Raw genomic sequence first — 13,664 nt, forward strand, 5'->3', positions numbered from 1 at the left:
CTGATGCGGGGCACGACCGATCTCAATCCCCGGATTCGCACCGCGCGCGGGCCCCACGGGGCCCTGGCCCGCTTCGCCGGACGGTGCCTGCAGGACGTACTGCGCCTCCTGCCCCGGCGTCGGCTTGACCTCGACGTCGAGTGGGACCGCCCCGGCGATCAGACCCTGCGCCTGCGGCTGGTGTTGATCTGGACGCGGTCCGAGCGGACCTACACGATCCTGGTGACCAACGTCTCCCGAGGGATCCTGACGGCGCGCCACGTCACCGAGCTGTATCGGTTGCGGTGGCAGATCGAACTGGTCTTCAAAGAATGGAAGTCCTACGCCAATCTGCACGCTTTCACCAGCGCCAATCCGGCGATCGTTGAGGGCCTCATCTGGGCCAGCCTCTGTGCAGCTGCGTTGAAGCGCTCCCTCGCCCACGTCGCGCAGCGGAGCCGCACGACCATTCCCATCTCCACGCGCATTGTGGCCATGTGTGGGGCCCACATCCTCCCCCGGCTCGTGCGCTCGGCCCTGACCGGGTTTCGGCATCTCGAGGCCATCGTGCACGACACCCTGCGGTATCTCTGCGACAACGCGGCTCGAGCGCATCCCCAACGCGACCGCGTCCGTGGCCGCATGCGCTTCGGGCTCGATTACGTCGGTGTCACGGCTTAAGTACCAAGCTATGAGGCGGTATTAGCGGGGTTTTCGACGGGGGTGGGGTTTTCGACGGGTCGGGGTTTTGGCGGAAGTTGACCGAACGTCCGTTATCAGACGCCCTCAGCACCACCGCCGCATTGCCCACCGCCTGCCCGGCTTCCGGTTCCATGATCTGCGACACGGTGGTCACGGACCTGCTTCAGGCCGGCGAGCCCGAGCACGTCATCGAGGCGGTGACCGGGCACCTGTCCCGGAGAATGCTGCCGCCAGGCGGCCGCTTGGGTCGAACGGAATGCGGCGGTTCTCCTTGTCCTTCGTCGTGTGGCCAGGGATGCCGATCGTGTGCCCCGGGGTGGGACAGCAGGGATGCTGAAGCCTACCACTCGCGTTGCCGCACCACAACTCGCGCTCCATGCGGTGCGTAGGAATCGCTCGCTTGCACGAGCTGCGCGTGTGAACCACCACCCGCCACATTCAGCAGGCGAGTCACGCGATTCCTACGTACCTGCGTAGTGACACCCGCACAATCTTCGTGTGGACTTGTTACATGGGATGCAGCCCACGGCGCCGGCGAATCGAGAGCGCTGCGGCTGACGCGTCGCCGTTTGTGGGCCTAGGTAGATGATGAAACCACTACGCGTCTACGCTTTGGCGGCGACAGTAGGCAGCTTCTGTGTTCTTTTCCTTATGCTCGGTGGTCGCTACGCGGGCATCGTGCCTGAATGGGCCGGACAGCTGGCGTGGTTGGTGCTCGTCCTGTCTGGCTCTGGTCTCTGCGGCTATCTGCACCCTCACAACGCCTGGCGCTGGGGCGCTGTAGTTATAGGCGTTCAGCCGTTGGTAGTTGTTGCTGTGTCGTACGTTGTCGGCGAGTTGGAGCATCCATCGAGCTCGATGGGTGGCATGGTTGCCGTCGCCATCTTTTCGACACTGGCGCTCCTCATAAGCCCTCTGCCCATATTAGCCAGCTCTCTCGGTGGAGCTGTTCGCAAGAGACTTTGCGCCAAGTGCAGTTGGACATCGAGCTCAGCGCAATGACACCACCCGCGCAACGAAAGGACCTCGTTGTGGCTTCTCCCCTGATGTCTATCGGCACACCGCAGCTTGCACGTCGGTTGGCACGGATCTCGCGCGCCGCGTTGTGGATGCTCGTGGCCGCTGCCATGGTGCTCCTCACCGTCCCGCACGTCCGCGCGCAGGCGCCGACGGCCGCTCGGGTTTCCCTCGTGATTGACGAGGTCGAGATCGCGTCCTTTTCTGAGCTTGCCGAGATCTCGTCGACTACGCAGCATGTGAACCCCTTAACCGGGCTCCGGCTCGTGCAGCCTAACGTCTTTAGCAACATCGTTCTGCGACGAGGCCTGACAAGCGATACCGAGTTGTGGGACTGGTATGAAAGCGGCACAGATCGCATCGGCGTGCCTCGAGGCAAGAATGGAGCGGTTGTCCTCCACGACCGTGCAGGGACACCGATTCTGCGGTTCCACTTCGAGAACGCTTGGCCCTCGAAGATCGAAGTTGGCGAGCTCCAAGCGGGGCCCTCCGTCGCCTTGATCGAGACCGTGACCTTGACATGCGAGAGCATCAGGCGGGTGGCACCGTAGGAGGTGAGGGAACGACGATGAGAAGACTTCGCGGAATAAGCCGGGTCGCTGTTGTAGGGACGGCGGCAGTCGCGTGTGTCTGTGGGTATGCCCGCACGGTTGCTGCGCAGAGTGACGAGATCCACGCATGCGCCTCCACGCTGGCCATGCGAATCGTCGACGCCACAGAGGCCTGCCGGCCGTGGGAGACCCGCTATGTCTGGAACCAGGAGGGCCAGCCAGGTCCCGCCGGTCCACCTGGTCCTCCGGGAGGGTTCACGGGGCCGATTGAATCGCGCACGACCGAATCGGGAGCCTCCGTCCTCTGCCCTAGCGGGGGAGAGTGCGTTCCCATCTCTCTGTCGGCCACCGGCGAGATGCTGACTGTCGCTGACGGCACCCAGATCGTGGCCACGGCGACCGTCGTAGCGCGGGCCGATGCGCCATCCTCCGAGGCCACATCGGTGAGCCTCACCTGCATACTCGAGCACCGACGGGTCGACTCGCCTGTCTGGGGAGTGTTGACACCGGCGTCGCACGCAGTGTTCACGGGTCTCAATGATTCACGCCTGTGGGACGCCGGCCTGAGGTTCACGCTTCCCCTGCAAGGTGCGCGTGTCGTACCGAGCGGCATCTGGGACCTCGAAGTAAGGTGCGGAACCCTGAACCATGAGGTCGTCATCACGGCCGCCAGCCTCCAGGTTTCGGTTCTCCCAGCGCCGTGACGTCGCCGACCCCGTCGCAACGTAGTGACACGTATCGTTACGGGAGAGGAGGAACGTATGCGACTGAACAGATATGTCAGCGACATGGTGCCATCGCCGACGACTTGGTTTGAAACGAGTCTGGCACGGGAGTTGTGCCACATCGGTGAGTCTTCGACGGAGTCGTGCCAGGCGCGTTCTCCCACGGCACACGCCTCACCCTGAGGACGCGCGAGTCTCGCCGAAACGCGAAGCGTGAAGACGGAAGGTTGGCCTACATTCCGTCCGCCTTGGATCTGAGTGTTCGACCGAAAGGTCGGGCGCCGGAGAGGAGGTGGACCTTCCCCTCAGGCTTCTCGTCCGGGCGAGCTTTGGGCGCGTCGCCACGCCGGCGGGGTCGTCGGGTCGGAATGATGAGCGTGATACGCGTACCGTCGCGAGGAGAGGAAACGACGTCGAGCTTGCCACCGAGTGCCCGAGCCCGGCGCGCCATGCTCACCAAGCCGTTTCCGTCTCCCGTCTCCGGTCCGGAACAAAACCCCTTGCCGTCGTCTCGAATCACCAACGCAAGAGTGCCTGCGTCGACGCTGAGATCAATCTCGGCCGTCGTGGCCCCAGCGTGTCGGACGATGTTGTTGACCGCTTCTTTGAAGATGAGGAAGACCTCGCGCCGGACATCGGTGCCGAGCGGGAGGTCGTCATCTGCCGCGGGCGCGGAGAAGCGAAGCCGAATATCGCGCGCGGTGAACACGTCGCTGGCGAAGCGCCGCATCCGCAGTGCGAGATCGTGCAGCCGGTCCTTGGTGGGATCGACCGCCCACACGATGTCGCTCATCGAATCGACGGATTCCTGAGAGATGTCGGCGATGGACGACAACTGCTGGGCGACGCCGGGGGACGCCTGCGCGACCTGCTGCGCCGTGACGCCGCTCAGTAAGGCGATCTTGGAAAGGTTCGAGCCGATGTCGTCGTGTAGATCCGTCGCGATGCGCACGCGGACGCGCTCGAGCTCGACGAGGCGCGACACACGATAGCGGTGAACGACCACAGCCAGCGCCCCCGCGGTCAGCGCATACAGCAGCACGAACCACCAGCGCAGCCAGAAGGGCGGCAGCACACGGAAGGTTACCGACGCCGCGCGCGGGCTCACCACGCCCTCGGGATTGACCGCGCGCACGAGGAATCGGTAGTGCCCTGCGGCAAGGCGCGCGAACCGGACGGTTCGGTCGAGCGTCGGTCGGCTCCACTTCTCGTCGGCACCTTCGAGCTTGTACTGGTAGCGAAGCTGCCCGCCGGCGCCAAAGCTCGACCCCACGAAATCAATCTGCACCGCCCCCGCCCCGGGGATCCCCCCGAGCGCCACGCCCGTCTCGCCGAGCGCGCTCAACAGCACCGATTGCTCTCCGACGACCGCCCCGTCGATCGCGACCTGCGGCGCGCGAGCGGGGCGGTCGGGAGCCGGCACGAAGCGCGAGAGCCCCGCGTGGCCGTGGAACCAGAGAGCGCCGCGCCGGTCTCGAAACGCGCTCAGGTCGATCTCATTCGAGATCAAGCCATCTGACCGGGTATACAGCCGGATGTGGCCGGTTGCGGGATCCAAGCGGTTCAATCCTCGGAGTGTCCCGAGATAGATCCGCCCACGGATGTCCTCCGTCACGCGCAGCACGTGATCGCTCGCCAGACCTTGCGCAGTCGTGTACCGCACACCCTCGAGAGGAAGTCGGTCGGGCCGGTCTACCCGGAGAACCCCTCCGCCATTTGTGGCCACCCAGAGTCGGCCGGAGCCATCGACATGAACCGACACCCAATCCCCCGGCGGAATCCCATCCTGCTCACGCAAGGGGAGGAAGCGGCCGTTCTTGGATCGGACCAGGCCGCCGTCGCGGAAGCCGATCCACAGCGTGCCGGTGCGATCCTCGGCGAAGCTCGACGGTCGATTGAATGGAGGTAACCCATCCGCGTCCGAGTAGATCACGAGCCGGTCCGTTGCCCGCTCCCACCGTGCCAAGACCCGACGATTCGTCGCAGTGGTCCCCATCCAGACGTCGCCGCGCACATCCTCGTAGACGCTGATGATGCCGTCGTTCCCCAAACCATCGCGCGCCCCGTATGTCCGCAGCGGCCGTGTCCGCGGCAGATCGGCAAGTCGCATGCCCGGCGGGTACCGATGGAGCCCACGCCGGGTCCCGACCCACCATCGACGATCCCGATCCTGTATGACGGCGAGCACTGTGTCGAGCCAGTAGTCGTGCCGCGGGAGCGCCGCCGCGATCCGGACGAAGCGGCGACCGTCAAAGCAGCTTAGGGCGCCGTTCTGCGTGAACGCACACACCTGCCCGTCACGCGCTGCGAAGGCGCTCGTGAATCCATCTTCGGCGTCAGCTGGGTTGGGGAAGGCTAGGAAGCCACTTTGCGCAAACCTCAAGGCGCCGTTGCCCGAGGTCGCCGTCCAGATGTTGCCATCGGCGTCTTCAAGGAGCGGGGTTGCCCAGAGTCGGCTGACCGGCATGTCATAGGACTGGAACCGAGAGCCATCGAACTCCAGTAATCGCTCCGGACCTGCCAGCCACACATGGCCGTTGCGTGCGATGGTCAACCCCCTGACCGGCGCCGGAATGCCGTGCCATTCAGCCGTCCCGGACACCGCATCCCCCGGGGCGTCCGGAAGCACGACAGCGCCCGCCGTGATCTCTCGATCCGCGAGCCGAATCGTGGGAATCGGCTCGCTGCGGACGTGAAGCGACGCGACCGGTTTCGGCACGATCACACTTACACCGTGGTTGTGGCCAATCCACAAGCGACCGACAGGATCGTGGACCAGCGCCGCCACGGCCCGGTCATTAGGCCATCGGTACCACACCATGCGGCCATCCGGGAACCGTCGTGCGAGGCCCGCTGACGTGCCAACCCAGAGGCTCCCGTCGCTTTCCTCGGCGAACGCATGGACGAGCACCGACCATTCCGCTTTGAACACGACGAGCGGAACGCGTGTGAACCGCAACGGCTCGTCCCACCGCTCGGTCACAAAGAGGCCGCGATCGGTGCCGGCCCAGATCCGACCCTGTCGATCCTCGTGGAGCACATTGACGCGGTTGGCTGCACCGTGTGGCCCTACGCGATACGTACGGAAGCGCCATGCCTCAACCGTCGGTTGGGCTGGGCGAACACGAGAGAAGTCCACCGAACGACCGCGCGCGGAGACATCGAACCGAATGACGCCTCCACCGTCGCTCGCCAGGAGGTACCGCCCGCCCCGCGTGATGAGCAGATCGTTGATGGCATGGTACGGCAGGCCGGTCTCGGGTCCGTACGTGGTGAACCGCTCGCCATCGAACCGACTCAGGCCGTTCGCCGTGCAGAACCAGAGAAAGCCTTCCGGGTCCGAGACGATGCGGAAGACGCGGTCGGCCGCGAGACCGTCTGTTGTGCTGTAGGTGCGAATCGGTAAGCGTTCAGCCGCGCTGGCGGCGGGCAGGCTGTCGGCGCTGTAGACCCTGGCGGGGTGACGCTGGGCGTGAGCGGGGCTGGCGACTGCGAAGGCACCGATCAGACAGAAAAGCAGAACACTGATGCGGAAGCTGGACGCTAGCGCGGCGGGTCGGCGCCTGAGCCCCATCATAGTTGCACTACTGCTCGAAAGACTAAACGCCTCGACGCTCCCATACGAACATACGAACAGTTGCTAGCCCAACTGGAACAAGCTGAACCGAGGTCTACTGTGGCTTCTCATTGTCCTTTATCTGTCTGGGCCACGATGGACTTTGTACGCTCCCACAGCAGAGCTCTCCAAGGTCGCCGAGCGCGCGACGCGCGGTGGCCAAGCGGGCCGACTGGGCTACGGCTCGCAATTCTGCGGAACGGGGTCGTTACCTGTGCCCGGGTCACAGGTGTCGTTGCCGTCGCCGCCATCGAGCGTGTCGTCGCCGTCGCCGCCGTCGAGCGCGTCGTCGCCGCCCAAGCCCCACAGCACGTTGTCGAACGCGTCGCCAATGAGCGTGTCGTCGAACTGCGAGCCCTGGACGTTCTCGAAGTCGACCACGATGTCGTTGCCGGCAGCTCCGCCTGTGGCCTCGAGGGCGAGGTTGACTTCGACGCCAGCGCCGATGTCCGCGTACGTCAGGAGGTCAACCTCGCTTCCACCGTAGGCGATGTCATCGCCCGCGCCGGGCCAGATTTTGTCGTCGTCGGGCCCTCCGCTGATGGCATCGTTGCCCTCCCAACCGCTGAGGCTGTCGTCGCCGCCCAGGCCGATAAGGATGTCGTCCCCGCCCAAGCCTCCGAGCGAGTTGGGGCCGTCGTCGCCGATGAGGGTGTCGTCGGCATGGGAGCCTATGACGCCTTCGATGTTGGTGAATGCTTCGGGATGATCGCAGTCGTAGTCGGGCGTGATGGCGCTCTGGAAGCGCAGGTCAACCTCCACGCCTAGGGGGCCGGGCATTTGGTTGTAGGAAACGCGATCGGCGGTGCCGTCGCCGCCGTCGATGCTGTCACAGCCGCCGAGTCCCTCGAAGGTGTTGTTGCCTTCGTCGCCGATGAAGGTGTCGTTGAACGCCGAGCCTATGGCGTACTCGATGTTTTCCAAGGTATCGTTGCCGTCGCCGCCGCGGTGGCGGTGCCCGCGACAAGATCGACGATCACCCCTGTCACCCCGTCTGGTTCCGGGTCCGCATTGTCGTATCGCGCCGTGTCAACACCGTCGCAGCCGTTGAGCGTGTCATTCCCCAGGCCGCCATACAAGGTGTCCGTAGCCAGGCCGCCGATGAGCGTGTCGTCGCCGGGGCCGCCAGCGATGTACATCCGCCGTTGGGTGGCTCCGCTGGTGTCGGCGCTGCACTCGTCTGTCGCGACGCCGAAACCCTGACCTGTCACGATGTCGTCATCCGCGCGGGTGTCAGGCAGCCAGACCGCGGTGTCAGTGATCGTTTTCCGCCAACGGCGCTCTCGTGCTGTGGGGCAACGGGAGACCCGAGCCGAGCACCAGCGTCATCAACTACTCGGCCGGCCACTCGCCATCGGTCGCGAATGGTGCGATCGTGAGGGGCTGTTCGAGATCAGGAGCACCGGGTACCGCCTGTAGCCCTTCGGAAGACATTGCGGTGAAGGCATTGGGCACCCGGACGCACGTGCTCATCGACGTTGTCGGTTACCTGCCCGCGAGCTAGGCCTGCCTGGGCCTGGCGGAGAGCGCATTTCCCACTGTCCCGCGCATGTACCGCCGACTGGGGATTCCTACGTACCTACGTAGTGACGCGAGCGCGGGATACGGTCGATCATGACAGGTCGCGCGACGCGAACGGCTCTTACCACCATCGACTGTCCCGGCGCGATCGACACTGGCCGATTGACCATCAACCTGTTCGGCCAGCGGGAGACGAAAGAAGAGTGTGACCTCCCGCGAAGGAGCCCTCGATGACCATGAGTCGCATTGCCAAGAGATCTGCGTGGGGCCGTTCCGGACGCGCAGGCCTGTGTCTGCGGGTGTTGGCGGTTGGGCTCGTGATCGCGGCAGGCTCGCTGCTCCTCGCGGCGGAGCCCACCGACCGCGTCCTACAGCTGCTCACGGACAACTCGACCGGTGGAACGGTCGGGCTCTATCTCAAGGAAGTGGAGGGCCCCGTTCTCGCGGCGGTCAACGAAGGCTACGTCTTCGAGCCGGCGAGCACCATCAAGGCGCTCATTCATTTCCACGCGATGCGCCAGGTCCAGGAAGGCAACGTCACCCTGGAAACGAGTGTTCCCTGGATGGCCGACGAGACGAAGTTCGACGACGATGGCAACTATATGCCTGGCGGTGACGACTGTCCCACGGATAATACCGTGGCTCAGGTCGACGACTTGGCCACGGTCTTACAGCTGATGATGCGCGTCTCCGACAATGCCGCGACCCAGGCCCTTCGAGACTTCTTCGGTGACGCGGACATCGATAGCACTCGTCAGCTCCTCGGCATGAACGACTCGCTCTACCAACACCCGATCGGGTGTGGTGCGGACGCCGTCGCCAATCACAACCGACTGACCCTGGTCGACGCCGGGAAGCTGTACGAAGCCGTCGCGACAGGATTCCTGGATGATGACATTCGCGCCCAGGCCTACAACCTCATGATCCATCACCCCGCCAATCCGCCCCAGGTCGGGCTCCTGCTCGACATCATCGAGCAGGAGGGACAGGGGCTGGGCCTCACGGCCGCGCGGCTGGATAGTTTCAGGCTCAAGACCCGGTTCGCGGCCAAGGCAGGAGGATATTCTCTTTCCGACGGCGAGTACACGTCCATTGCCGGATGGGTGGAGATCCCCTTCGAGGAAAACTGCTTCGAGGCTCCAAGGGAGTATGTCTTTGGCGCATTCATCGATGCCGCGGACAGCATCGATGCGAATTTCAGCATCGGGAGCGCGGCCGAGCTGCTCAGAGAGCAGATTCGCGCCGGGTTGGAGAGCTGGGCGGTCGGCGGATGCGCCGAGTTTCTCAACCTGATATCTCCCGGCGGCACCGACGTCGTTGGCGAGTCGCACAAGGTGTCCGCCAGGGTGCGCGACCACTTCGGCGACCCGGTGAGCGGCATTACGGTAGATTTCAGCGTCACGGGCGGACCCAGCACGGTCGATGGGGACCCGAGCAGCCCAAGCCCAGCGAACGGCAGCGCGCCGACCGATGGTCACGGTTACGCGACCTTCACCTATACCAACACACAAGCTTCGCACGACGTAATTACAGCCATCGTTCTCATTCAACCAAACGCACCGAAGGAGCTGGAGCGGTTCATTTCGAAGACTTGGCACCCGATCGAGGCGAGTATCAACGACGTCGTCGTCCAAGAGGGAAACGCTGGCAGCTCGCCTACGACGTTTACTATCGCCCTCTCTGCGCCAGCCACGGCGCCGCTCACAATCAACTTCTCCACAGCCGACGGCACCGCCACGCAGGACGACTACGTCGCCGCCTCGGGTCCAGTGCCGTTCGCCCCAGGCGACGCGACCAAGGACCTGGTGGTCCCGGTCAAGGGCGACACGTTGGACGAGCTGGATGAGCAGTTCTCGGTCAAACTGTTGAACGTCGTTAGCGCCATCGACGTCGTGCTCACCGACGACACGGGTGTGGGCACGATCCTGGACGATGACCGCGACGGTGCGTTCTCCTGCCGCGCGAGTGTGCTCAACCTGGCGGGGGTCCAGCCGGTTCTCGCGAACGCCTTCGACGTTCCGTGCCAGGACGAGCATCGGACGCTGGCGCAAGTGACGCTGTCGGCAGGGCTCCTCGCGGTGAACGTCAAGGGTCTGGACGCGCTCACCGATCAGACGCCCGACGATCTCGAGTCAGCCGACCCTGCGCCTGGCGACATCGGTGTGGCGCAGTCCCGGGTTGACGCGGTCACCATCTCAACGCTCGGTCTCAACATCGCGCTCGAGCTGATTTACTCCGACGCCGCAGCGCAGTGCGTCGAGGGGCCCGGCGGCCTTACGCCCCAACTGTCCAGCTCCTCGTCTGTCGCCGGCTTGTCGATCAACGGCGTGCCGATCACGGTCGGCTCTGCGCCGCTCAGTATCCCGCTCGTGATTGGAACGCTCCATCTCAATCACACGGTCACGACCGGCAACTCGGTCACACAGCGAGCCGTCTTCCTGGACACGTTGCTGACCGACGTCATCATCGCGGAATCGAAAGCCAACTTCGAAGGCACGAGCGCCCATCCATCGGGGAACCCGTGCCTGCAGTAAGCGCTGAAGATTGCTAACGAGGCCCTGCCTCAGACCGTCGAGCATGTGGGGTGTCGAGCTAACAGCAAGCCGGTCTGAGGCAGTACTATGCCGAGGCTCCGACGTCTCGCCTCCCACGGGCGCTTCGTTGCCTGCGCCCCCGTGTTCCATCGTGCGCCCCTTCTTCGCTCCTGACGCGCCTGTGGCGCGACGCCCGTCAGGCCCGGGGTATTTCTTTCCGGCGGGTCCCCGTGCCCGCCCTTCGCGATGGAGAGGTCGAGACCTCCCAGGTTCCTGGGGAACCCTTCCGAGCATGCCCCGCTCTTCGACCCCGGCGGACCGGACATCCCTCGCCCTGGCGGGACGCCCGATGCAGCCTTCCGCTCAGAAAACAGCGTCGGCTCCGCACTCAGTTTCCTTTCGAGGCTCTATCACGCGGCCTGCTCAGTCCCTGTGTACGCTTCGCAGCCAGGGTCGCCCCTGGACCACGCAACACTCGGTTCCGGCTGGTGGCTACCCGTTACCGGGCCAGGACTCGCACCTGCTGGGTTCCGCTAGGAAGTTTCAGTTATGTGTACGCGCTACATAACGTCCTCCTCCTCCAGGCTTGCCCTGGCGCAATTTCCGCTGAAACGCGCGACGGCTTGCCTGCGATGCATCGACGGCGGTGATGCGGCGTGCGCCAGATGGGCGTGTTCGATGTCGGGCGCAAACGCCGGACGATTCCCCCGGCCAGCCGCCGGGCGCTCCTGGCCCGCGACCGCTGTTGACATGAAGTCCACTTCAAGTCGTAGGCTGCGTTGAGCCGACGTGCTGGACGAGGAACCGGCGGTCTCTCAATCCTGGGGCTCCAGCATGAATCTCAACGAGGGGCGTACATGATCACCATCACACCAATCAAACAGAGCACAGCACCGACGATGTCAAAGACATCGGGTCGAGTGCCGTCAATCGTCCATCCCCATAGCAGCGAAAGGACAATGAAGACACCGCCACAGGCGGCATAGACGCGGCCAAAATGTGCCGGCTGATAGGTGGGCACGATCCCGTACAACACGAGGGCGATGCTGCCGGCGAAGCCAGACCAGACCGGGGCCGTCTCGCGCCACCAGCGCCAGACCAAGTACCCACCGCCGATTTCAAGCAGACCCGCAACGAGGAAGAGGAACAACGAATGAATCATCGAGCTCGCTCCTGTCACAAACGGACGGCAACACCTACGATGCAGGTGGCGGCCGGTGTGGATGTGCATATCTGATGGCTACATTTTCCAGACCCGCGACACTTGAATGGGACGGTGACGTCACGAGTGGCAGTGGACGCGTGACAGCAGCTTCCGCGGCCTTCGCGGTGCCCGCCACGTTTCCGAGCACGCTCGGTGAGCCTGCGGGGACGACGACGCCGGAAGAGCTGTTGGCAGCGTCGCACGCGACCTGCTACGGAGTCGGTCTGCGATCTCTGATCGGCCGCCGTGGCGGTTGGGCACGGCGTGTGACGGTCACGGCCATCATCACGGCCGAGAAAGGACCGCAGGGCATTCGAATTCAATCATCGCATTTGGCGACCGTGATCGAGGCGCTCGAAGGCATCGACCAGGCGCAACTCCAAGAGCTTGCACGTGAAGTCGAGGAAGGGTGCGCGATCTCCGTCGCACTACGAGGAACCGTTGCGATCACGTCCGAGGTCACCATCGAGTAGCCCCCGTTAGTAGGGGACCAGACGCCCCTTAATTGCTGTAGATGGCTGACCGCAAGTCTCATTGTCGCAGTGAAGCTAGGCGACGCGACGGCTCGATCCAGTAGCGAGGACCGGGGCCGCGCCGCGCGGCGCGATCAGCCGGGTTTGCCAGCGCGCATCGATCGAGCGACAGGCAGCCGCAGCCGATACATTCCGTGAGCCCTGCGCGCAGGCGCTCCAGCTCCGCAATCCGCACATCGATGCGCTTGGTCCAAGAGCTTGACAACCTCGACCAGTCGGAGCGCTCCGGCACACGGCTCTGCGGCAGCTTGGCGAGCTCTGCCCCGATCTCGTCCAGCGTGAGCCCAATCTTCTGCGCGAACACAATGAAGGCAACGCGTCGAATCACGTCCCGCGCGTAGCGCCTGTGGCCCGACGTGTTTCGTTCAGCGCGGATGAGCCCTCGCTCTTCGTAAAAGCGCAGCGCCGACGTCGCGACTCCACTACGTCTTGCCAGCTCGCCAATCGTGAGCACGTTTCCCATGAAGACAGTGTTGGCGAGATCCCTGCTTGACTTCAAGTGCACTTGAAGATGCACGATGAGTGCATGCGAATCCGGGCGATCAACGGAGGCTCCTAATGCAGAGCGACCACAAGAACAGCACCCTAGCGGATGCAATCGCCACCGCGGCTGCAAGCACCGGAGAGCTGGCGGTTTCGCCTGACTTGATGACCCCGAGTGCGGCGCGGCAGACAGTGATCGAGGAGATAGCGCGCTGGGAGGGCGTGACCGTGCACGACCACGGGATGGGCGGTGTCGAGTTCCGTCTCGAGCGTCGGGAGCTCGGACACCTACACGGCATCATTGCCGACCTTCCATTCCCGCGGCGTATCCGCGACGAGCTGGTCGCCGCCGGGCGAGCCCGACCTCATCACGTGCTGCCAGATTCTGGCTGGGTAACCGTACCGATGCGGACGTCCTCCGAGGTCGCGGAAGTGATCGCGCTGTTCCGACAGAACTACGATCGCGCGAGGGCTGCTCGAGCACAAGGGCAAGCACACAGGCACCACACGTCACCGTAGTGGAGAGGACGATTCTGGTGGCAGGTGTCGACCGGCACTGTCGGACGCTGTGCGCGGCGATCTCTCCGCACCCCACACGCTGGAGTCCAGCATCGGTTTCCGACACGTGATCGGGCTCCGCCACCGGCATGTGGGCACTCGCCTGCAATCGTGGGGCGACGTGTTCCCGATACTCACGCGGTGGATGGACAGCGAGACCACGCAAGAACGCACACTCCTCTCGCGGGCGGACCAGCGATCATCGAGATGCCCGCACAGGAGCGACTGCGCGATTACATTC

11 protein-coding genes are annotated in these 13,664 nt (G+C 64.4%); 6 read left to right on the forward strand and 5 right to left on the reverse strand.

Features of this window, described 5'->3' with window-relative positions:
- The 3 genes from GEV06_15935 to GEV06_15945 form a co-directional block, all read left to right on the forward strand.
- Positions 1-660: transposase (locus GEV06_15935; GenBank protein ID MPZ19385.1), on the forward strand; the 660-nt coding region annotated here is incomplete at its 5' end.
- Positions 661-1,367: 707 nt separating this feature from the next.
- Positions 1,368-2,249, forward strand: coding sequence for a hypothetical protein (locus GEV06_15940; GenBank protein MPZ19386.1), 882 nt, complete (start codon positions 1,368-1,370; stop codon positions 2,247-2,249).
- A 17-nt stretch (positions 2,250-2,266) separates the two neighbouring features.
- Complete coding sequence (locus GEV06_15945) at positions 2,267-2,953, forward strand: hypothetical protein (GenBank protein MPZ19387.1); 687 nt, start codon at positions 2,267-2,269, stop codon at positions 2,951-2,953.
- Positions 2,954-3,206: 253 nt separating this feature from the next.
- Here GEV06_15945 and GEV06_15950 read toward each other — a convergent pair whose 3' ends face one another.
- From GEV06_15950 to GEV06_15960, 3 genes are all read right to left on the reverse strand, one after another.
- Entirely contained in the window at positions 3,207-6,551 is a 3,345-nt protein-coding gene (locus GEV06_15950) for a hypothetical protein (GenBank protein MPZ19388.1), read from the reverse strand.
- 216 nt (positions 6,552-6,767) lie between these two features.
- Positions 6,768-7,514, reverse strand: a complete 747-nt coding sequence (locus GEV06_15955) for a hypothetical protein (GenBank protein MPZ19389.1) — start codon at positions 7,512-7,514, stop codon at positions 6,768-6,770.
- The gene (locus tag GEV06_15960; protein ID MPZ19390.1) at positions 7,490-7,801 is read right to left on the reverse strand and encodes a hypothetical protein; all 312 of its coding nucleotides are present in this window, start codon (positions 7,799-7,801) and stop codon (positions 7,490-7,492) included. Before GEV06_15960 ends, GEV06_15955 begins: the two co-directional genes overlap by 25 nt.
- Before the next feature lie 540 nt (positions 7,802-8,341).
- On the opposite strand from GEV06_15960, the gene GEV06_15965 reads away from it, so the two are divergent.
- The gene (locus tag GEV06_15965) at positions 8,342-10,645 is read left to right on the forward strand and encodes a hypothetical protein (protein MPZ19391.1); all 2,304 of its coding nucleotides are present in this window, start codon (positions 8,342-8,344) and stop codon (positions 10,643-10,645) included.
- An 841-nt stretch (positions 10,646-11,486) separates the two neighbouring features.
- Here GEV06_15965 and GEV06_15970 read toward each other — a convergent pair.
- The gene (locus tag GEV06_15970) at positions 11,487-11,807 is read right to left on the reverse strand and encodes a YnfA family protein (protein ID MPZ19392.1); all 321 of its coding nucleotides are present in this window, start codon (positions 11,805-11,807) and stop codon (positions 11,487-11,489) included.
- Positions 11,808-11,881: 74 nt separating this feature from the next.
- On the opposite strand from GEV06_15970, the gene GEV06_15975 reads away from it, so the two are divergent.
- Positions 11,882-12,322, forward strand: a complete 441-nt coding sequence (locus GEV06_15975) for an OsmC family peroxiredoxin (GenBank protein MPZ19393.1) — start codon at positions 11,882-11,884, stop codon at positions 12,320-12,322.
- Positions 12,323-12,380: 58 nt separating this feature from the next.
- Here the strand turns inward: GEV06_15975 and soxR are convergent, their stop codons facing one another.
- A complete protein-coding gene (soxR, locus tag GEV06_15980) occupies positions 12,381-12,845 on the reverse strand; it encodes a redox-sensitive transcriptional activator SoxR (GenBank protein MPZ19394.1) in 465 nt (154 codons plus the stop codon).
- Positions 12,846-13,030: 185 nt separating this feature from the next.
- On the opposite strand from soxR, the gene GEV06_15985 reads away from it, so the two are divergent.
- Entirely contained in the window at positions 13,031-13,384 is a 354-nt protein-coding gene (locus tag GEV06_15985) for a hypothetical protein (GenBank protein MPZ19395.1), read from the forward strand.
- The last annotated feature ends 280 nt before the right edge of the window (positions 13,385-13,664 follow it).

Origin of the sequence: Luteitalea sp. (assembly GCA_009377605.1) — a bacterium.
Taxonomy (GTDB): domain Bacteria; phylum Acidobacteriota; class Vicinamibacteria; order Vicinamibacterales; family Vicinamibacteraceae; genus WHTT01.